The 21250-nt window shown below is 41.9% G+C and carries 20 protein-coding genes and 1 tRNA gene; 12 read left to right on the top strand and 9 right to left on the bottom strand.

The features are described from left to right. The first annotated feature begins 69 nt into the window (after positions 1-69). Positions 70-1413: an MATE family efflux transporter gene (locus tag DDZ16_RS13895; protein ID WP_109265090.1), complete on the top strand. Its 1344-nt coding sequence runs from the start codon at positions 70-72 to the stop codon at positions 1411-1413. Positions 1414-1419: 6 nt separating this feature from the next. On the opposite strand, the gene DDZ16_RS13890 is transcribed toward DDZ16_RS13895, so the two are convergent. Continuing rightward, positions 1420-2313: a MerR family transcriptional regulator gene (locus DDZ16_RS13890; protein ID WP_109265089.1), complete on the bottom strand. Its 894-nt coding sequence runs from the start codon at positions 2311-2313 to the stop codon at positions 1420-1422. A gap of 152 nt (positions 2314-2465) precedes the next feature. Continuing rightward, positions 2466-3815, bottom strand: a complete 1350-nt coding sequence (locus DDZ16_RS13885; protein WP_109265088.1) for a fasciclin domain-containing protein — start codon at positions 3813-3815, stop codon at positions 2466-2468. Positions 3816-4123: 308 nt separating this feature from the next. Between DDZ16_RS13885 and DDZ16_RS13880 the strand changes: the two genes are divergently transcribed. From DDZ16_RS13880 to nadD, 3 genes are read left to right on the top strand one after another with little or no spacing between them, the layout of a single operon-like run. Then, a complete protein-coding gene (locus DDZ16_RS13880; RefSeq protein ID WP_109265087.1) occupies positions 4124-4999 on the top strand; it encodes a YicC/YloC family endoribonuclease in 876 nt (291 codons plus the stop codon). A 2-nt stretch (positions 5000-5001) separates the two neighbouring features. Continuing rightward, positions 5002-5568, top strand: a complete 567-nt coding sequence (gmk, locus tag DDZ16_RS13875; RefSeq protein ID WP_109265086.1) for a guanylate kinase — start codon at positions 5002-5004, stop codon at positions 5566-5568. A 9-nt stretch (positions 5569-5577) separates the two neighbouring features. Next, complete coding sequence (nadD, locus tag DDZ16_RS13870; protein ID WP_109265085.1) at positions 5578-6168, top strand: nicotinate (nicotinamide) nucleotide adenylyltransferase; 591 nt, start codon at positions 5578-5580, stop codon at positions 6166-6168. A 344-nt stretch (positions 6169-6512) separates the two neighbouring features. Here nadD and trxB read toward each other — a convergent pair whose 3' ends face one another. The 6 genes from trxB to DDZ16_RS13840 form a co-directional block, all read right to left on the bottom strand. Next, positions 6513-7529, bottom strand: a complete 1017-nt coding sequence (gene trxB / locus DDZ16_RS13865) for a thioredoxin-disulfide reductase (RefSeq protein WP_109265084.1) — start codon at positions 7527-7529, stop codon at positions 6513-6515. 158 nt (positions 7530-7687) lie between these two features. Beyond that, positions 7688-8737 (bottom strand): DUF4249 domain-containing protein, encoded by a 1050-nt coding sequence (locus DDZ16_RS13860; RefSeq protein WP_232526687.1) that lies wholly within the window; start codon positions 8735-8737, stop codon positions 7688-7690. 9 nt (positions 8738-8746) lie between these two features. Then, complete coding sequence (locus DDZ16_RS13855) at positions 8747-11374, bottom strand: TonB-dependent receptor (protein ID WP_109265083.1); 2628 nt, start codon at positions 11372-11374, stop codon at positions 8747-8749. A gap of 72 nt (positions 11375-11446) precedes the next feature. Then, the gene (locus tag DDZ16_RS13850) at positions 11447-12424 is read right to left on the bottom strand and encodes a FecR family protein (RefSeq protein ID WP_109265082.1); all 978 of its coding nucleotides are present in this window, start codon (positions 12422-12424) and stop codon (positions 11447-11449) included. A 78-nt stretch (positions 12425-12502) separates the two neighbouring features. Continuing rightward, on the bottom strand, positions 12503-12682 hold the full coding sequence (locus DDZ16_RS13845; protein WP_109265081.1) for a hypothetical protein: 180 nt from the start codon (positions 12680-12682) through the stop codon (positions 12503-12505). Positions 12683-12821: 139 nt separating this feature from the next. Then, the gene (locus DDZ16_RS13840; protein ID WP_232526685.1) at positions 12822-13457 is read right to left on the bottom strand and encodes an RNA polymerase sigma-70 factor; all 636 of its coding nucleotides are present in this window, start codon (positions 13455-13457) and stop codon (positions 12822-12824) included. Positions 13458-13855: 398 nt separating this feature from the next. On the opposite strand from DDZ16_RS13840, the gene DDZ16_RS13835 reads away from it, so the two are divergent. Together DDZ16_RS13835 and DDZ16_RS13830 are read left to right on the top strand one after the other, a co-directional pair. After that, positions 13856-13931: transfer RNA gene (locus tag DDZ16_RS13835), tRNA-Pro, on the top strand. A 191-nt stretch (positions 13932-14122) separates the two neighbouring features. Then, complete coding sequence (locus DDZ16_RS13830; RefSeq protein ID WP_109265080.1) at positions 14123-15340, top strand: site-specific integrase; 1218 nt, start codon at positions 14123-14125, stop codon at positions 15338-15340. A 100-nt stretch (positions 15341-15440) separates the two neighbouring features. Here DDZ16_RS13830 and DDZ16_RS13825 read toward each other — a convergent pair whose 3' ends face one another. After that, positions 15441-15842, bottom strand: coding sequence for a hypothetical protein (locus DDZ16_RS13825; RefSeq protein WP_109265079.1), 402 nt, complete (start codon positions 15840-15842; stop codon positions 15441-15443). A 302-nt stretch (positions 15843-16144) separates the two neighbouring features. Between DDZ16_RS13825 and DDZ16_RS13820 the strand changes: the two genes are divergently transcribed. The 6 genes from DDZ16_RS13820 (at position 16145) to DDZ16_RS13795 (ending at position 21244) form a co-directional block, all read left to right on the top strand. Then, the gene (locus DDZ16_RS13820) at positions 16145-16447 is read left to right on the top strand and encodes a helix-turn-helix domain-containing protein (RefSeq protein ID WP_109265078.1); all 303 of its coding nucleotides are present in this window, start codon (positions 16145-16147) and stop codon (positions 16445-16447) included. Positions 16448-16573: 126 nt separating this feature from the next. Further along, entirely contained in the window at positions 16574-18094 is a 1521-nt protein-coding gene (locus DDZ16_RS13815; RefSeq protein ID WP_109265077.1) for a hypothetical protein, read from the top strand. An 11-nt stretch (positions 18095-18105) separates the two neighbouring features. Continuing rightward, on the top strand, positions 18106-18417 hold the full coding sequence (locus DDZ16_RS13810; protein ID WP_109265076.1) for a hypothetical protein: 312 nt from the start codon (positions 18106-18108) through the stop codon (positions 18415-18417). 16 nt (positions 18418-18433) lie between these two features. Beyond that, positions 18434-18718: a DUF4248 domain-containing protein gene (locus DDZ16_RS13805; RefSeq protein WP_109265075.1), complete on the top strand. Its 285-nt coding sequence runs from the start codon at positions 18434-18436 to the stop codon at positions 18716-18718. Next, entirely contained in the window at positions 18685-18972 is a 288-nt protein-coding gene (locus DDZ16_RS13800; RefSeq protein ID WP_109265074.1) for a hypothetical protein, read from the top strand. The genes DDZ16_RS13805 and DDZ16_RS13800 overlap by 34 nt, the downstream gene beginning before the upstream one ends. 154 nt (positions 18973-19126) lie before the next feature. Continuing rightward, positions 19127-21244: a hypothetical protein gene (locus tag DDZ16_RS13795; protein WP_109265073.1), complete on the top strand. Its 2118-nt coding sequence runs from the start codon at positions 19127-19129 to the stop codon at positions 21242-21244. The last annotated feature ends 6 nt before the right edge of the window (positions 21245-21250 follow it).

Raw genomic sequence — 21250 nt, 5'->3', positions numbered from 1 at the left:
TTAATAAAACTCGCATTCCACCAAATATATTTTACCTAGCTTTGCATTTTCCGCAAAACAAGTTCCCCAATGAGAGATTTAACCAACGGACCTGAAGGACGTCTCATACTTCGTTTCGCAATACCGATGGTAATTGGCAACATTTTTCAGCAGTTGTACAATGTGGTTGATTCAATCATCGTGGGAAAAATCCTTGGAGATCAAGCCCTTGCTGCAGTAGGTGCTTCTTTCCCTATTTTTTACACCCTGATTGCTTTTGTTATTGGAATAGGCAGTGGAGCGACTGTTGTCATCAGCCAGTATTTTGGTGCAAAAAACTATGTGGAAGTAAAAAAGGCAATAGGCACCATCTACATATTCATTTTTCTGGCTTCAATAGTGCTGTCAATCACGGGAATTACTTTTAGCCGTGAAATATTCACCATGCTAAAAGTAGGTGAAGATGTTATGCCGGAAGCCATCAGTTATTTCACGATCTACCTCTCAGGCCTCGTGGTATTTTTCGGTTTTAACAGTACTGCATCTATTTTACGGGGATTGGGAGACAGTCGTACCCCCCTTCTGTTTTTCACGATATCTACTTTAGCAAACATCGGCCTGGATCTTCTTTTTATTATTGTATTTGGCTGGGGGATAGAAGGCGCTGCAATTGCAACGATAGTAGCACAGGGGGGTGCTTTTGTCACTGCCATAGTCTTTTTAAACCGACGTGACCACCTGATACATTTCAGTTGGAAGTCAATGGTCTTTGACCTGGAAATTTTCAAAAAAAGTGCAAGAATAGGGCTGCCAACAGGGTTCCAACAGGCCTTTGTTGCGCTGGGTATGATGGCCCTTATTCGGATCATCAATAATTTCGAAACACCGGTACTAGCAGCCTACACAGCAGCCAGCCGGATTGACGCTCTGGCCGCAATGCCGGCAATGAACCTGGCATCAGCCCTGGCAGCATTTGTAGGACAAAACCTGGGTGCCGGAGAGATAGGCCGAATAAAAAAAGGACTGCGATCGACACTGATTATGTCATGGGCAATAAGCTTCTTTGTTATGGCCATAGTTATATTTCAGGGAGAAGCGCTCATGAAGTTATTTTCAAATAGTGCTGAGGTTGTTGAGCACGGCAAGAATTACCTGATAATAATAAGTTCATTCTACCCGGTATTTGCTACCATGTTTATTATGCATGGTACGCTAAGAGGAGCGGGCGACACACTTATTCCAATGTTTATCACACTTATCTCCTTGTGGATAGTGCGCATACCACTTGCTGCAATACTATCAGGGGAAATGGGCCCCTCCGGAATATGGTGGGCGATTCCGTCCGGATGGACAATAGGATTAACTGGAACCTTATCATACTATCTTTCAGGAAAATGGAAGAACAAAGGAATCATAAAAAACAAAAAAATCTGATTGTTTTCAGTCACTAAATTTCAAAAGTCTGATGGCCTCTTTGAAACTCTTTATAGAAGAAACAACTGTAAAATCCCCGGGGAGCTTCGGATTTAAATCTTTAAACTGAAGGCCATTAACAAAAAATGGAATATCCGGGAAATAATTCCTTAACTCTTGCAACAGGCTTTCAAGTTCATTCTTTTCACGCGAAGTTACAAAACTGGTAAAAAAGGCATCCGCAGGCCTTACCTGGTTCACTTGCTTCAAGTCACCCAGTGGTACAGACATTCCCAGATAAACAACATCAAGCCCCTCTTTTCGGGCCAAAAAATTGAAAAAGAGTAGTCCAATTTCATGCATTTCCCCCTCAGGTAGGAAGAAAATCATGCGCGGACCGTTGGCTGTCAGGTTTTGCATTTCGTTATCAATGGCAACAATGAGCTTTTGTCTGATTAAATTAGAAATAAAATGCTCCTGAGCCGGATTAATTGTACCGGCCTGCCACAAAGTTCCAATACGATCTAAAAAAGGAAACAGGACAAACTCCACAGTATCTTCAAAACCATATTTAATAATGGCACCCGAGAGAACATTTAAGAACTTACGCTCATCGAGTTCTAAGAGGGCCACCATCATACTTTCGATCTGCACACTGTTATTACGTGCATCAAGACACAAGTCCAATACACGGTCGCGAAGTTGTTGCTCATCAAAATGAGCAATCTTGGAAATCTTAAATCCATTTTGATTAAGGATGGAAATATTCAACAACTTCTTTAAATCGTCATCTGAATAATAACGGATATTAGTAGAGGTTCGCTTTGGCTGAACCAATGCATACCTCCGCTCCCAGATGCGGATTGTATGTGCTTTAATTCCGGAAATTTTTTCCAGATCCTTAATGGAATAGACTGCCATAATAGTACTAATTTCGAAAAAGAAACGACGAACAAATGAATTTGTTCATTGTCGCGACAAAAATAAAGAACAAAATCAAAATAAAAAAGGAACCCCTCGTGGAGAATCAAAGGTCCACAGAGAGGTTCCGGGCATTAAAAGTGACATCAAAATCAGGGCACTATTACCTGATCAATAACATGCACTATACCGTTTGTTCCCTGAACATCAGCAAGTACAACATTTATTTGCCCGTCAATCACTACGCCATTATCGACATTAATCTCAATTGATTTTTCGGAATAAAGGGTAGGAACTGATCCGTTGGATAAATCGGTTGACGCTACATTTCCGCTAACCACATGTGAAAGGAGCACATTTGTCAGTGTGGCAACATCAATATCATCCACGCCAGTTACCTCCAAAGCTGAAAACAAATCATCGAAAGCTGCATTGGTAGGTGCAAAAACAGTAAACGGTCCTTCTCCACTTAATGCATCAACCAAATCTGCTCGCACCAAAGCATCCACGAGTGTTGAAAAGTCACTGTTATCAAGTGCGATATCCACAACTGACGGAGGAGTTACAACCTCATCAATAGCATGTATGATACCATTGGTAGCAACAACGTCAGTTACAACAACGTTACTGGAACTATTCAAAGCTACACCATCGCCAACTGTTACCTGTAAACTTGCCTGTCTACCCTGAGCGGAACTCAAAGTTGGAACGTACCCTGAAGCAACATCTGCTGCCGGAACAAAACCATCAACTACATGATAGAGTAGAATCGGAGTCAAATCATCTGCGGTTAAATCATCCAGAGTTACGCCCAAATTGGTAAGCAGAGCTTCGAAAGCCGAATTTACCGGAGCAAAGACAGTGTAGGTAACTTCATCACTATCCAATGCATCGGCCAAATTGGCTTTAGTTACTGCAGCCGCAAGTGATGAAAACCCCTCATTGGCAACAGCATGACCAGTAATTGACATAGGTAAAATAACCTGATCGATAACATGGATAACGCCATTGTCCGCCAAAATATCAGTATCAATAATACCGGCACGGTTGTTAATCATCACATCTTCCATGTTGATATACATGGATAAAGTGTATCCTTCCTGAGGACCATCACTCAATGTACTGTAGTATCCGGACTCAACCTGTGAAGCAGTTGCTTCACCCGAAAGCACGTGATAGAGTAGTACACTTGTTAAAGTTTCGGAAGGAATATCTTCCAGGCTTGACACTCCCAGTTCATTCAACAAACTTGCAAAAGCATCATTGGTTGGTGCAAAAACAGTAAACGAAGCACCTTCGTTTGCCAATGCATCATCCAGACCGGTTGACTGCAATGCTTCAACCAGGATTGAAAAATCCGGATTTCCGGCTGCCACATCCACAATGGTATTACTCTCTTCTACCATTACATCGTCATCATCATTCTCGTCGTCGCTACAGGAAGCCATAACAAATACTCCCATTAGCAAAATCATCATTAGCTTAAAACTCACCTTTTTCATGACCTTTGATTTTTAATTAAAATTGGTTTTGTTTAATTCTCACAATATAAACATGAACAAAATCTTTTTGTTTAGTTTTTTGTATTTTTTCTTAAACATTTTTTGCCAAAAGTCCAAACCCCACAACCTATCAGACTGTATTTCAACGTTCTAAAAAGTTATTTTTTTTGAAAAATATTTCTGATTTTGCTAAAGAGAAACCTTTTAAACCATCCAGAAAAAAAGTATATCCTCTGAAACAAGCTACACTTCTTTATTATGTTCCAATATATTGGCTAAATTTGCAGTCATATTAAAACAAAATATCAATGATAAAATCGATGACAGGTTTTGGAAAGTCAGTTTGCGAACTTTCAACCAAGCGAATAACAATTGAACTAAAGTCTCTCAACAGCAAACAACTAGATATCAACACACGCATTCCCGGCTTATACAGGGAAAAAGATCTTGCCATACGCAACGAAATCAGTCAAAGATTGCAACGTGGAAAAATTGATGTCACGTTCTATGTGGAATCAATGATGCCGGACAAAATATCTCAGGTTAATGAAGAGGTAATATCAACCTACCACCAGCAACTCAAAAATCTGGCAGACAAACTGGGCCTTGCAGACAACACTGATTTTCTCCGTATTATAATGCCATTACCCGACACACTGAAGTCACCCCAGGCAGAGCTGGACGACACTGAATGGAAAGCTGTTCACAAAAGCCTCATTGAAGCACTGGACCAGCTCAACAACTTCAGAGTTCAAGAAGGCGTTTCGATGCAAAAGGATGTTACAGAAAGAAATGAAAGTATTGCAGCTCTTTTAAGTCAGGTTGAACCATTTGAAGAACAGCGGACAGAAAAAATCCGCTCACGAATAAAAGACAGTCTGGCTGAACTGGGTACGAATGGCAATATAGATGAAAACCGCTTTGAGCAGGAATTAATTTATTACATTGAGAAACTGGACATCTCAGAAGAAAAAGTAAGATTAAGCAACCATCTGCAATATTTTGTAGAGACATTAAATGAAGAGGGACCAGTTGGCAAGAAGCTCGGGTTTATTTCACAGGAAATAGGTCGTGAGATCAACACACTGGGCTCAAAAGCCAACGATGCCAACATACAGCGGTTAGTGGTCAAAATGAAAGATGATCTGGAAAAAATAAAAGAACAAATCCTCAACATTTTGTAGTTATGACCAACAAAATAATCATCTTCTCGGCCCCTTCGGGTTCTGGTAAAACCACAATTGTCAAGCACCTGATGAATCAAATCCCTGAATTGTCATTTTCAATTTCAGCAACCAGCAGGGCCCCCAGAGGTAAAGAAAAGAATGGGACTGACTATTATTTTCTGGATTCTCAAACATTTCGTCAGAAAATCAATAAAGGAGAATTTCTGGAGTGGGAAGAGGTGTATGAAGAAACCTACTACGGCACCTTACACAGCGAAGTCGACCGCATCTCGGCTGAGGGTAAAATTGCCATATTTGATGTGGACGTGGTAGGAGGCACCAATATCAAGAAACAATTTGGGGAATCTGCCCTGGCCATCTTCATTAAAGCCCCCTCTCTGGATATTTTGGAAGAACGCTTAAAGACAAGAAACACCGACTCTGAATCAACTATACAAAAAAGACTGGCCAAAGCCGAAAAAGAATTGGGCTATGCCCAGTTTTTTGACAAAATAGTAGTCAACGATAATCTTGAAAAAGCAACCCGTGAGTCTGAAGCCATTGTTAAAGAGTTCATCCAAAGCTAAAAACTAATCATGAAAAAAACAGGACTTCTCTTCGGGTCATTCAATCCCATACATATAGGGCACCTTGCTTTGGCTAATTACCTTATGGAGTACGCCCCCTTCGATGAAGTTTGGTTTATGGTCAGTCCTCAAAACCCTTTTAAAGAGCATTCTGAGCTCGCCCCGGCTGACCAGCGGCTTGAGATGGTTAAACTGGCGACCGGGATAGAGCCCAAATTTAAAGTTTGTGACCTGGAATTTGATATGCCGGTTCCTTCCTACACCATCAATACCCTAAAAAGGCTTTCAGAACTTCATCCCGATCATCAGTTTTCATTAATAACAGGAAGTGATAATATATTGACTTTCCCAAGATGGCATAAATCAGAAGAGATTTTAAACAACTATCCCATTGTTGTTTACCCAAGGCCTGGATATGAAGTAAACGAAGCCAATACCGGGTTATCGAAGTTCGTAAAAGTCGTAGAAGCACCATTGCTTGACATATCATCAACTTTGATAAGAAACGGTCTCAATAACCATAAAAATCTTAGATTTCTCCTCCCCTATGGAATTTTTGATTTTATTTTAAAGGAGGGATTATATTTACCGTCATCTTAGGGCGCGCTAAAAAACGCATATTTCGTTAACTATTAGAAACGCAAACACATCAAAATATTAATGGTGCAAGGTTATTTCACTGCATACTGGAATTCCTTTGAACTTGTATAGAAGTAAGCGGCTAATCAAAAGAACAAAATTTACTTCACCGCTCCAATCTTGAAGTATTTTAATACTCCTTCGATTGGGTCGGCTTGTAAATTATGCTCTTTTGACTTTTTTAGCAGACCCCATCTTAGTGAAAAACGGACTTTTGAATTAGCGTTTACCAGCATTCTTTAAACCACAAAAAAAAGACCGTACAGATGAACTTGCACGGTCTTAAGAGTAATCAGATAATAATTTTATTGTGGATTTTCTGCCAGCCAACGTTCGGCATCCATAGCTGCCATACAACCAGTGCCCGCAGCTGTTACTGCCTGTCGATAAACAGAATCCTGCACATCACCACAGGCGTAAACGCCAGGAACATTAGTTTTAGTGGTACCCGGAATGGTTTTAATATATCCCACCTGATCAGTTTCCAGATAATCCTTGAAAATATCTGAATTCGGCTTATGCCCGATTGCTAAAAAGAAACCATCAATCTTCAACATCACTTCTTCCTCCTGGGGTGTACCTTTTTTCTTCGTAAGAATAGCCCCTTCGACAACACCATCACCATAAAGACCTTTGGTCTGATGTTCCCATAATACTTCTATATTGGGTGTTTTAAAAACTCTCTCCTGCATCACTTTGGAGGCCCTTAAAACATCCCGGCGGACAATCATGTATACCTTATTGGCTAATCCGGCAAGATAAATAGCCTCTTCAGCAGCGGTATCTCCACCACCAACAACGGCCACATCTTTACCACGATAGAAAAATCCATCGCAAGTGGCACATGCAGAAACTCCGGATCCCGCATACTTATCTTCATCCTCAATACCAAGATATTTGGCTGTAGCTCCGGTGGCAATTATCAAAGATTCAGTTTCGATGACTTTATTATCATCGATGGTCACCTTAAATGGTCTTTCCGAAAGATCAGCATCGGTGGCAAGTCCAAAACGAATATCAGTTCCGAACCTTCCAGCCTGTTTCTTCAAGTCTTCCATCATTTCAGGACCGGTGATACCACTTGGGTAACCCGGGAAGTTTTCAACCTCTGTTGTAGTGGTTAGCTGCCCTCCAGGCTGAAGTCCTTCATACATCATTGGTTTGAGGTTTGCCCTGGCAGCATAAATTGCAGCTGTATAACCAGCAGGCCCGGAGCCAATAATCAGTACTTTGGTTTTTTCAACATCCGTTATTTCTTTACCTTTTCCCTGATCTTCGGGTTGACCAGCATCCAGGTTATCTAACTTTCCAAATAATGCCATAATTTTTATCTATTAATAGTTTTAACTTTTCCTCTTATATTGACATATATTCATACTTCAAAAAGAATACCAGGTTTTAAAAATCTGTTTGCCACCCACCAAATGGGCAAAAAAATGACACACCGTCAAAAAAACACTGCCAATATTTCAGCAAATGATTATGGTGTATTCCCATTTTCAAATATCAAAGAATCAGCGGCCGCGCTGTATCCTGCCACTAATCCAATTCCATTATTTACGTTGTTGTAAATTCTTATGGGATCAATAATTGGCAGATCATATCCATATTCTGCCACAACCCTGCTTCTGTAATAATCGTAATACTCCCTTTTATGAGACAAAAGTATGAATAATAATTTTCTGTCTGCACCAGGATCACTTGGCGCTGATGCATACTGAACCGGCAGATTAAGTGTCAACTCATAGTTTGTACCTTCAAATATATGATCTGAAAAGCAGCCTCCAAAATCAAGCCCACCAATCAGACTTCCTTCAAGATTCCTGACATAAAACACAGGATCTTCTTTCGCATAATCTATTTTGGTTTCCTCACAAGCAGAAGAAAGCCCATTTCTGCAAATCTGCTCAAAAACTATAAGTTGATAATAATTATCCTCGCCTTCTGGATCATCAATGTTCAATAAGCATTGTAATACAGTTTCAGTGCCGTTGTCGCGGGTCGCCTGCTGAACAACAGCAGTATCAACCACTTCTATCCCCACGGCATCCGGAATTACTGTTTCTGCAAAAACCCTCTCACCATCCCCGTCGGCGGCTTCAACTCTCACTGTATCCCCCGTTTTCAATGAAATATCATCGCGAAAAGTCCACGATTTATCGAACGGAAAGATAAAGTCATCAGCAATGACCCCGTTTTTATATACAGTAATATTACCCTCATAAACCCTTTCAAAATCATCAACAGAAGAATGACTAACGCTTTTACTTAAATGAACACTAAAAACAGAATCGGGTGATAAAAAAGAAAACAAAACCAACTGACCTCCCTGACTGGACTCTTCCCATTCCAAATCCTTCTCACATCCATTGTTTATTGCGGCAATACCAAGAAGAAAAAAAACAAGAATAATTTTGAAACAGGTTCGAATATAACCATCGATCTTTCCCAATGGGCATAAACTCAGGCACATTTTTTCATTAAAGTGCCGATTACTGTTATTTTGAGAAAAGCCCCTTACTCCTTTCATGACTTCTTTTTAAAACTTAAATGAGTATTTGACATACGGAATAGGAAAAGGAAATAAACTCAATTGCTTCAACTGCCTCATAGAGTTTCCCTGAGGAGAGTTTTCACTTTCACTAAAGTAAAGCAAAAAAGGATTCTGCCTTCCATACGCATTAATAACACCTAAACTCCAGGTCCGTTCACCCCTCTCTCTTTCTTTTGTAAAATTAATCCCTAAATCCAACCTGTGAAACGACGGCATCCGATAATTGTTTATTGAATTAACACTTTCAGAGAAACCATATTCAGGCACCTCTTCAAATGGCAACCGGGGGGCATAGTATTTCTCTTCGGGCAATGTAACAGGATTACCGGAGCCAAAAAGCCAGTTCATACTGCCCGTTATCCTTTTATTGATCTTATAGTTAAGAAAAACGCTGATATCATGCCTGCGATCGAATCGGGCAGGAAATGATTTTCCATCATTCAAATCATCGAAAAAACTGGTTGTTTTAGCATAAGTATAACCCAGCCATCCTGTAAAATTACCCCGATTCTTCTTCAGCAATAATTCACCACCAACCGACTCTCCCTTACCCGATGTAAGCTTGTCCTCCCATGTTGTGCTATAATCGAAAAACCCGGTACTTTCTTTATATGATAGCAGATTCTTAAAGGATTTTGCATATCCCTCAACAGATAAAACCAATTCATTTCCATCACCCAGATAAAAGTTAACACCAATGGTGGCCTGTTCGGATCTCATAGGCTCAATTTTATCACTAACCGGCAGCCACAAATCCGTTGGCAAAGAGAATCCTGAGGTTCCAACCAAGTGAACAAACTGTGACATTCCGGACAAGGTAGTTTTCAACTCAATCCGCGGTAAAAGACGATATCGCAAAGCAAGACGTGGTTCGATGGAGTAATAAGGAGTACCCTCTCCCATAAAAATAGCAGAATGTAAACCGGCATTTCCTTTCCAGGTTTTTCCCAATTCAAACTCACCCTCAGCATAGATACGATACTCCTGCCCTGAAACTCTGACATCTTCAATGATGGTCTCTTCTGTTTGATCTAAAGCCGGGGTAGTTCTAACCACATCAATTCCAGGATTAAACTGATGAACCACACCATTAGCTCCAAAACGAACAGTAAAACGAGGTGATTGAAAATATTCAAAGTCAGCCTTGAGAGTATAATCCTGTATCCCACTCAAATATCTCTGTTCATACCTGTTCAGGTTTTGGTCATTGGCATCATTTCGTTTTAAACCAATAAAAAATCTATAATTAGAATAGGTTGCTGTAAAATTTGAGAACAACCGGGGATTAAAGACATAATTCCACCTGAGAGCTCCCGTAAAATTACCCCATCCGGCATTGCTTTCATCATTTATTGAAACGGTCTCTTCCAAATCTCCGTTTCCTACATTAATATTGAAATCCCGGACGTTATAAATGGTATAAAATTTATCACGCCCCCAATACGAACTGAAAAACAATTTGCTTCTCTCCGAAAACTGATAATTTATTTTTCCATTAAAATCAAAGAAATAATAATTGGTTTTTTCGTCCTCCCCTTGCTGGTAAATGGATGCAAGTGCATCAATATAAGTACGGCGGAATGAAACAGCAAATGTAGATTTATCCTTAAAAACAGGGCCATCAAGAGACACCCCGGATGATAATAGGCCAAGAGAAATATTCCCGCCTATCCGGTCCTTTCTCCCCTGTTTCATCCTAACATCTACCACAGAAGACAAACGCCCTCCATAACGGGCAGGAAACCCATCCTTCGTTACCGAAACCTGGTTGACAGCATCGGGATTAAAAACAGAGAAAAAACCCAAAAGATGACCAATATTATAGATGGGAACATCGTCAAGCAAAACAAGGTTTTGATCGGGCCCTCCTCCCCTTACAAATAAACCGGTAAAGCCTTCAGACCCGCTTTGAATTCCCGGCAACATCTGAATTCCACGCATAAGATCAGGTTCACCAAACAATGCGGGTGCTTCAACAACCTGATTCATAGAAACCCTGGTGGCACCAAAACTAGTCCCTTCTATGGCATCAGGAATTTTGGCCCTTACCACTGATACTTCAGGTAACTCAATACTGGGATTTAGTTGAAAATTAATAATGGTGTCAGACTTTAAAACAAAAGAAGTGTTTTGCCCCCGGTAACCGACATATGAAGACTGAAGCCGGACGCCCCCCCCTTTTAAGGTAAGACTGTAAAACCCGTAATTATTGGTCGCGGTGCCCTGTTGCAGGTCACTATTAAAAATATTGGCTCCCAACAACCTTTCACCCGTTCTGGAATCACTGACATAGCCAATGATGGAAAAAGAAGTTTCGGAAAGAGATTTAGGTCTTAATATCAAACGATTATCTCGCTCAATAAACTTAAATGGGCAATCAGAAAAGATTTCATTCAGGAAACCAACGAGAGTATTCTCAACAGTAGACAAAGTGACATTGTCTTTAAAGCAAAGACGTGAGCTGTAACTAATCACAAAGCCACTTTTGTCCTGAAGATGCTCAATCAACTCTATAGATGAACCACTCGATAAATCTAATTTGAAAATTTTCGTACCGGCAATTTGAGCCATTGACGAAAAAGAGGCCACTACCAACAAAAAGGTAATGACCATCCATTTAAGTTTTATATCGTTTGCAATCCTTCTCAATTTCGAATGAATCCATCTGGTAATGAATCTTCGAAATTAGTCAGAGATTATTAAAACTCCTTCTTTTAGAGTAAATTTTTTATCAAAATGAAATTCCAGTTCATCAAGGACATCAGAAATGGGCTGATTGTTAAAAGTAGTGGTAATTAAAATATCACTTTGAGTTGATCCATCAATCTTATCTACTGAAGTATAATATTCCTTCAGTGCATCCACTATAGACTTGAGGGAACTTTGAGAAAAAACAAGTTTTCTGGTTTTCCACGACAAAAAATTGGTATTGGTAGTTGGCAAAACCTGAAGTTCACTACCATTAATAACAGCAGAGTTTCCGGATTCTACCTTATCAGAAAATTCCCTATAACTTAAGCCAACGACCCCTTCAGTTACATTAAGCTCAAGATTTTCAATCCCCTTTCCTGACTTCAAATGAAAAGATGTTCCCAAGACCTTAACGTCAACACCTTCAGGGGTATTAACCATAAAAGGATTATCTGTATCCCTAGTTACATCAAAGTATCCTTCTCCATCAAGAGAAACTGCTCTTCTTCCTGCTCCAAAGCTCTTCAGATACTTAAGCGAAGAATGATTATTCAGAAAAACCATGCTATTATCCGGGAGTTGAAGAGAATCTACATAATCCCCTGTTTGGAATGCAGTCCAACGACCAAAACCAGGCACATTCCAATAAGTATACAACGCTCCGCTCACAGTTAAGAGCAGAATAAAAACAGCTGCAACCCGGGAGATAGCATTCCAAATCCCAATCCGGCGCTTGACCGGGGATTGAAATTGTATACGCTTCCTGATTCTGGACCAGTCCTCCTTCAACACATCTTCCGGAAGAAGGGATTGATATTTAGCATCCCAGATTTTCCTGAAATCCTCAAAAAAGGACTCATTCGTGGCTGAGGATTTACGCCATAAATCAATCCGCTCTTTTTCTTCGGAGCTGCATTCTCCGGAAAAGTAACGTATCAGTTCTTCTGAATTTATGGATGTTAACCTACCCATGTAAAAATAAATTTTAGCAATTGACAGCGATCGACAAAGTTTCGTTTACACTATCTTTCTTTAGATGTTATTTCCAAATTAATGAAACTGCATTAATCCAAAAATGACAGGCTCTTCTTCAATCGATTCATTTTGCATGAGAACAGCCTCAGTACTTTCCTTCTCGTCTTTGACTTCTTGCTCAGGAAGAATTTCACTTTCATTCTCCACAGAAGGAGATCCCAAAAACTCGGCAAACATTTGCAATAAAAATTCCATTTCAGTAATGTTTTAATTAAAACTACTTGATCCATGCAATGCTAACTGATAAATTATTGAATTAATCAGCATTACAAACAGCCAAGATTCCCATGCATAATATATGACAACCCAACTATCGGGCACACGTATCGTCAACTTACTTTAAAATGTTTCTAAATAGAAAATCAAACAAGAATAACAACACAGGCAGGTAACCATATTTCAAAAGGTCTTCCCGGATTTTCTTCAAAGCTTTACTGATTTGAGTTTCCACCGTCCGCTTTGAAATATCTAAATCTGATGCAATATCAGAATTGGAAAGCCCTTCCTGCCTGCTCATCAAAAAAATGCGCCGACACTGCCCGGGGAGTTCCTTCACAACGTCCGCAATTCTCGCCTCCAACTCACTAACAGCCAACTTGTCTTCGTAATAGGATTGATCTTTTTCCTCCTCCAATATCCTGTTATGATGATCCCGCTGCATTTTTTCACGTTTCAATACGTTAAGCGCTCTGTTTCTGACAGATTGATAAAGATGTGCTTTCAGGGAAGTATGAATTTTAATAGATTCCCGCTTATCGTAAAGACTAACAATAACATCTTGCACTACATTTCGAGCTGAATCCAGATCATTAAGATACCGGTAAGCAAAACTAACAAGCAACTGATAATAAACATCAAACAAATGACGAAAGGCCGATTCTTCCCCTGAAGAAATGCCATCCAGAAGTTGTTGCTCTGACCATTCATCATTTCGCTCCTTGCTGTTATGTATAAACTCAGATTTACTCAAGTATCACTTCCTTTCCTAAAATTCAATTTCGAAATCTCTGAAAAGCAAAAAAACGACACTAATAAAGGTGGCTTTTCCCGATGCTTTCAAACACAAAATTAACCAATAAACCTAGACGTGCCACATAAATAATAATTTCTTCCCATGAAAAAACACCCTTGTTTTTGACTTTTCAATTTCATGGGTGCTTAGCCTCAATATTCTTTCATCAAATAATGGGGGTCATTAAATTCCGGCTATCCTAAAAAACATAAAAAAATGCCTGTTGTAACATTTTTAAAATCAAACCAGTTATTCCTTTCACACTAAAAAATGAGCATTTTTTAAGAATTCGGTGTTGCACAGAGCCCCTTTTTGGTTATCTTTGCACCGTCTTAAAAACAAGGCACCATAAGTATCGGGATGTAGCTCAGCACGGTTTAGAGTACTCGTCTGGGGGGCGAGGGGTCGGAAGTTCGAATCTTCTCATCCCGACTTAAAGAATTTTTTTAAAAATAAACAAAGCTTAAAAGCCGCATGAACATCAATGTTTATGCGGCTTTTGTTTGTTTTACCCCTTTCTTTGTTGTTACTTAAAAAAACATCTAAAAACGGTTTTTGTGATACATTTGCGATACACAAAACTCGTTTTTGTGATACAGTGTATCACGTTTTTTTGAAAACAGATGGAACAACAAGCAAAGTACAAGTTCGTCTTCAACAGGAGAAAGAAGGAACTTGAAAACGGTGACAAAGCACCGTTGGAACTGGAAGTGTACTTCAGTCGCAAAGAGCGCAAGTACATTTCAACAAAAGTCATGCTTCAGGCAGACCAGTGGGGAATCACCGGAAGGTACAAAGACAAAGTCAAGCCCTCCCACCCCAATTATCTTTCCATTAACCAGTACCTCCACAGTTTGGTTAGCGACATTCAAAACTTCGAATTTTCGCTAATCAACAGCGGTCGAAAATTCACCAAGACTGCCCTGGAGGATTTCATCAACAACAAGAATGCCCCCTTTGACCTGATCACCTTTTTGGAAACCGAAGCTGAGAATAACGAACATATGGCTTACGGCACAAAAAAAGAATGGAACTACACCATCAACATTTTTAAGGAATTCTGCGGAGAAAATCGTTGCGAGTTCTCAGACTTCAATTATGACAAGGTGGTTGGTTTTGACAAAATGTTGCGTGGAAAAGGGCTTAAACAAAACACTATCCACAAGCATCACAAAAACCTGCTTCGCTTCATCAACATTGCCATCAAGCGAAAATACCTTAAAGCGGAAGACAATCCGTACAATGAATTTTCCTCCAAGAAAGTTCCCGGTACCAGGGAAAACATTTCGATGGAAGAAGTCAAGCGTATTGAAGAGCTGGAATTCCCGGAGATTGGATTTGAACAGATCAGTTATGTCAGAGACCTGTTTCTCTTTTCGGTCTATACAGGAATTCGTTTTTCAGATTTGATGGCCCTCAAAGAGAAGAACATTGAGTTATCCCCGGAAGGCTACACAATCCGTTTCAAGCAAACCAAGGTTGAATATGCCAAAACCACCGATGTGGTGCTGCCATTACACCTCATGTTTGACGGAAAACCACAGGATATGCTCAAAAAGCTTCTGGAAAAAAGGAACGGTTCATCAGGAATTATCAAGCCAATTGCCAACCAGGTTGTGAACCGTCACTTAAAAAGCATTGCCGTAATGGCCAAAACACGAAAAGCCATCAGTTTTCATGTGGCCAGGCATACTTTCGGAACCTTGCTGGCGGATATTACGGCCAATCCATACCTGATTATGGAGCTGATGGGCCACAGTGACATCAAAACCAGTATGATTTACATTCATCAAAGCGAGCAACGATTACGGAAACAGCTCAGGAATGTAAAATGGTCTTAGTAAGAGGAAGCATTTGGCCTTTCCGGTATGGTTTTGAACGCAGAATCATGCCGGAAAGGTGACAAAAGGTGAAGGAAAGGACGAAAAAGGTCAGGAAAGGTCAGGTTTTTTGAGTCCTTTCAAGTGTAATGAGACGTTGTTTGTAAAAGGTAACCAGTTCGTGAAGAATGGCGATTTCACGCTCCAGGGCTTGGTTGTCTTTTTCCAAAAGCTCAATTTGCTTTTGTTTGGCCTCTACCAGCTCATTGCAGTAACTCAACTGAACAAGATCCTTTTGAGTTAAGGAAGATTCATGGTCAAATAACATGTTGCCATCTCCCGTAAGCACCCAGGTCATATTGAGCTCGGGGTATAATCTGGAGATGTTATGAATCTTGTCGGGCTGAAGCGATTTGCGCATGGCGCTCACAAAGGACTCAGACACACCGATGCTGCGGCAAAAGTACCGCTCGCTGAAGCCCCGGTATCGGACAAATTCCTTAAGTCTTTCTTTTACTGACATATTGAAAAAAATTTGATGATTGAGTGAAAAATTTTTTATTAAATTTTGAAATCGAATTGAGTTTTATTCTATGTTTGTGTTTAACAATCATAAACATATTAACAACAGAATAATACTTGATTACTAAACAATTAGAACAACAGGGTTAACAACATTTTTGCAGGGTTAGATCGTTGATGCAGATAAAGATTGAGAATAATATTTATTAGGATCAAAAATTTAATAGAAAATTTCACAATATGGCGGGCAAGGGTATGGCACTCTAAAACTCTTGCCAATTCTAACTTTTAACAATTTATTTTATGGAGACCCAAACAATTCAAAATCCTTTTGAAGTGCTGATGTCAGAAATCAGACTTCTCAGATCGGAGCTTTCTTCTTTAAGCTCTCAGATTGTTTCAATTTCAGATAAGGAAATTTTTGATACAGAGCAGGCCGCCAAAATTATCGGCGTACACCGCAATACTTTGGTGCAGATGCTTCGCCGCGGCGATCTTAAGGCCCAGCGTTCAGGGAGGAAGTACATCATCACCCGTGAGGCTCTGGATGAATTTCTGGCGGAGTCTAAAACGACCGGAAGACGCCCCTTTATGCAGGGGTATTAAATAGAGAAAGGGGACTTTTTGGAGTCCCCTTAGATGAGCATTATTGGCGATAACACTCAAATTTCACAAAATGACAACCATCGGGTGGCACCCCTAATGGATGTCTGGCCACTTTAAACAATTAAAATGAAACCGCATCAAAAGTACAAACCTTTGGCTAAAATATCAATAGCCAGACCATATATCAAACGTGAAAGTTTTCAGGTTCATCAGCAGATCCTGGATAACTATATCTTCTCCACCAACAAAGCCATTGAGCAGCACAACCAAAAATTTCCCGGTCGAAAACGTCAGAAACTGACCGAAGCTCACCGTTCTTTGCTTCAGCAGATCTATTTTGAAGCCGTCAGTCAGTTTGAATTAAGGCTCTCCCTTTTTGAAAGCACTGAGCTGAGTCCCCTCCCCATAAAAGCAGGTGACCCGGTAATGGTCAACACCAACAACAAAGATCTGGCTTACCGGTTAAGTCGCAGTACCCCCAGGGCTGCCTCAACCATTTACCGGCGACTGGAAAGGTTAAAAGAGTGTGGAGCAATACTCAGTAAAATCAACCACGGCGTGCAGGCCAATTACGACCTTTACATCAATCCGGATCTCATTTTACTGTGGGATGCAGCGAATCCAGCCTACCATCCGACTTCGAAATTTTTAAAAGGCGGAAATACAGCCCGTTATCTGAAAGATAAATCAAATTGCAAACCATCTAAAGTATCTGTTTCTTTCAGAAAAAATAAAAAAACAATACCTGTTAATTCCGAAGGTGTTGATAACTCATCTTCGGACCGTCCCACACCGGGCAATGAAATGCCTGATTCAAAGACGGAGAAAAAGACACTTTTAGAGACACCGGAAGTGGATCCGACGGCGGCGGCTGACCTTCCCTCCTACTCTTCGCAGCGGGATGAGGCTCAAAATTTCGACAACCAGGGGGCGCGGCGCGATTATGTTAATCAAACAACCGACAACGCCCGGAAAAGATCCACTCTGGCAGCTGAATATCTCTACAAATACGCGGTCTGGCTCCTTTGGCAGGGGAATCCTGAGAAGGACAACCAGCACCTCCCGCAGCACCTGAAGACGCGTTATGGGGGAAAACTCTGGAACGACCGCAAGATTCATCGCCCGGAGGAACAACAGACCATCGAATATCTGGCAACCAATTATTTCTGTCACGACACTTCTCCCGGGGCTTTGCAACTGCAGATTGAGAACCTGCAGCATCGCTTGCGCATGGTTTCCGGGTATCTGCGTCGAAAGGAGTATTACCTGAACGGACAGTGGTTTGTCTCTCCGTCCATGTTTTTCGACAAGAGCAATCCCAATGGCATGAGTGGTACCTTCAAGTGGGTCAATCAAAAACGCATGTGGCAGGAGCGAAAGAAACGCCTGGCAGATGGCCGAAAGAGACTGCTTCAGTGTGTGGAGAATTATCTTCAAAATCCCACCATCGAAAATTACTCCAGGCAGCTAAGTTCGGTGCGACGTTCCATACCGTTTCTGGAAGCGGAATTCATCCAGCGTATCACCAATCGTCCCATGGGGGAAGCCTCTGAAAAGGGCGGAAGCAATCAAGGCTTTCTGTCCATGTTGGATGAGATACACACTTTACGCAAGACCAACCAGCCTTTTATCATCGTTAACGCTTAAACCTGAACATCATGGGTAAATTCTTTGATCCTGACACAGCATTGTCTTATGCCTGGATCGTTTTTCGCGATGGCACCTCCACCAACAGGGCCTCGGTGACCAAATGGGACCGGTACTCCCTCCAATACGGAGCCATGAAGCTGAAGCGCTACATCATGCGAAGTTTCAATGAGTCGCAGATTCAGAAAGTGATCCTCTTCGACAACAAGACGCGAAAGGAGATCGACCGGATGATCCCGTTTACCGATTCCTGGAATGACCATTATCCACCAAAGCAAATGACAAAAGACGGAACCCGGCCCCCGGCGTCTCCGATTTATTAATCTCAAATACATTTTTATGGAAGTGAAAATCAAAGGGTGTGTACCCAAGTCCCTCTTTGCGCGAATGTACATGCGTGAAGGGGTTTACGCGCGTCCGGTGGAAGCCTTTACCAGGATGCTGAAAGAGAGCCGTGAAGTAATGGATAAACTCCGGGCTGCCGGCTATGCCCCGACGCACAAGACGCTCACGCCAAAGCAGGCACAGATCGTCATTGATCATTTCGGTTTGCCCGATATTGATAGTCCCGAAACTAAAAAGTATTTCTCATGTTCGACCACTGTCACTCCCTCGAAGAGCTGAAGGCGGAATACCGCCGCCTGGCTTTTGAAGCTCATCCCGACAAGGGCGGAGATCCGGAAACGTTCATTAAAATTCAAACGGCCATGAACCAGCGATTAAAAGAGCTATCCGGCAAGGGGCAATTCCACCTTTCGGATTTTCTGCCCCCAGACATGTCCCGTAAAATCATGGATCTGGGATTTGAACTACTGGACGATGCTGTCCTGTCGTTGAAAGAAAAGATTTCCAAATCCCTCTTTGAACGCCGCAACTAAGGTCAGAAACGGTCAGCCGCTTTTGACGACCCGTAAACAGGGACAAAACCGGATGCCCCCGTTTAATAATGAAGATCCTTTAAAATTCAACCTAATACCCGTCCGGGCCTGATCAACGCCGGATGCCTCAAACAGGTCGTGCTATTTTCGTTTCATGAATCGGAAAAAAGCAGTTTTGTTTGGGTTATTCGCCGTTGGAACAGGCGTTGCAGTAAAGAAACTCTGGTCGTTGATGGACATCAGCGACCGGGTTTCTTTTGTTGTTTCATCCTTCAAGGTGCATAATGTCGTTGTACCTTCCAATGTATTGGATGTGGTTGCCTACCGGCTGGTTTTGTCTGCCGGCATTCGTATCTACAACCACTCCTCCAGCACGGTCAGCTTGCAAATACCCGGTGTTAAAGCTTTATATAATGGCCAACCCATCGGTTATTCAACGCCCGATGGATCCACTCTTACAATTCCGCCCAACACCGCAGGAGATAAGACCCTGAAAATTGAAATGCCTGTTCACAGTCTCAACAGCAACGGGGTGACCCGTGACATTATGGCCAATCCCGAACAGCTGAAACAGATACTGGCGGAAAACCTGGCATTTTTAATCACTGTAACGGTCAACGGGGTAACCACTACTGTTAACAAAACCCTCAACGGCACCGGCCTGGCCTTATCCGCCGGCCCCAGAAAAGTTAAAGACGGCTCCAGATTCAATAAGTATTTTCCCAAACCGGAAAATAAAAACAAGCGCCTGACCGGAAACGGTGAGGTGGAGGAAGTGGTGGATCTGGCCATACAAATTGTCAGAGACCATCATCAGGAAGCAGCTGGCATTGCCCGGGTACTCAAAGGCAGAACCATCCAGGAAACGGCCGCCAACATTTTCGAGTTTGCTTACAATTATCTGCAATACCGGCGTGACCGCCCGGGTGTGGAAGAGCTTAGAACTCCAGCCCGCAGCTGGTACGATGGTCAGGTTCGTCACAAACAGATGGGCATTGACAGTGCCGGTATCGACTGCGACTGTTATTCCATCTTTTGCGGATCTATCCTGCATTGTCTGAAGATCCCTTTCAAGTTCCGCATCACCAAATATTACGGACGAGATTATTTCCAACACATATACGTGTGCATTCCCGCGACTGAAAACAACCCGGAAATTATTATTGACCCTGTTCTGGACAGCTTCAACTATGAGAAGCCCTACTCGGAACAAAAAGACGATTTTAATATGGCCTCACTTTATTCGGTAGAAGGATTGGCAGGAATGCCCATCGAAATGCTTCACGGCATTGACAGTACAGAACTGGAAGACATCATAACGGGACGAACCCTCATGGAAGGGCTTGAAGGGTTGGGGGATGTCTTACAGGAGGATGTTCTGGAAAAGACTTACAAATACCTGGTTCAAACCCGCAATACGATTCAGGCCAATCCTGAATTGATCAAAAGCTTCACCAACGACATCCCCAGTCTGCTCAACATGCTCAACGATGCCATCAAATACTGGCACAGCCCAATGCGGGATCAGGTTCTGGAGCGGCTGGAGCGCTATGAAGAGCTTCTGGAGAAAAGTGGTGTATTCAAACCAACCATTCAGGGACTGGACGGAGGTCTGGAAGGCGGTTTCTTTAAAAAGATTGGCAGGCTGGCCAAAAAGGCGGGTAAAGCCGTTTCCAAAGTAGCCAAAAAAGGATTTAAGACCGTTACCAAAATTGCCAAACCATTGATTGCTCCGGTTCTGACAGCTGTGGTGGCTTCCAATCCCTTAACCATGGCTTTGGCACCGGCAGCAGGCAAACTGACCTCTTCCCTGGTGAAAAAACCTTCCGGCAGCTCCAAAGGGAAAACCGTTGTGCAAACAGCTCCTGTGTTAAAAAGCAGCACTTCCGTTGCCCCTCCAAGGGTTTATGCAGCTCCGGCAACAACCAGCTTTACCCCTCCGGTGATGCCCGTTTCTCAACCTTACGCTACTTCAATGCAAACCATACCATCTATGTCAACACCAGCACCAGTTCAGCAGCCGGGCTTTATAGCCAGGCACAAGAAAAAACTACTCATTGGCGGAGGACTCCTCCTGGTAGGAACCGCCGCTTATGTCATGTTCAAACCAAAGCCCAAACCAAGGGCACTGCCAAAAGCGGCACCTCGTCCCAAAGCATTGGCCGGGCCTCCCGCCGTTAAGCGGAAAAAGAAGAAAAGGAAACCGGTTAAAAGAAAACCTGCCATACGCAGGAAAACACGGCGGGGCGTAAAAAGAGTGACGCTCCGGTAAAAATCA

It is taken from the genome of Marinilabilia rubra (genome assembly GCF_003121985.1).
Lineage (GTDB): Bacteria > Bacteroidota > Bacteroidia > Bacteroidales > Marinilabiliaceae > Marinilabilia > Marinilabilia rubra.
This window is presented reverse-complemented; position numbering and strand designations above follow the sequence as displayed.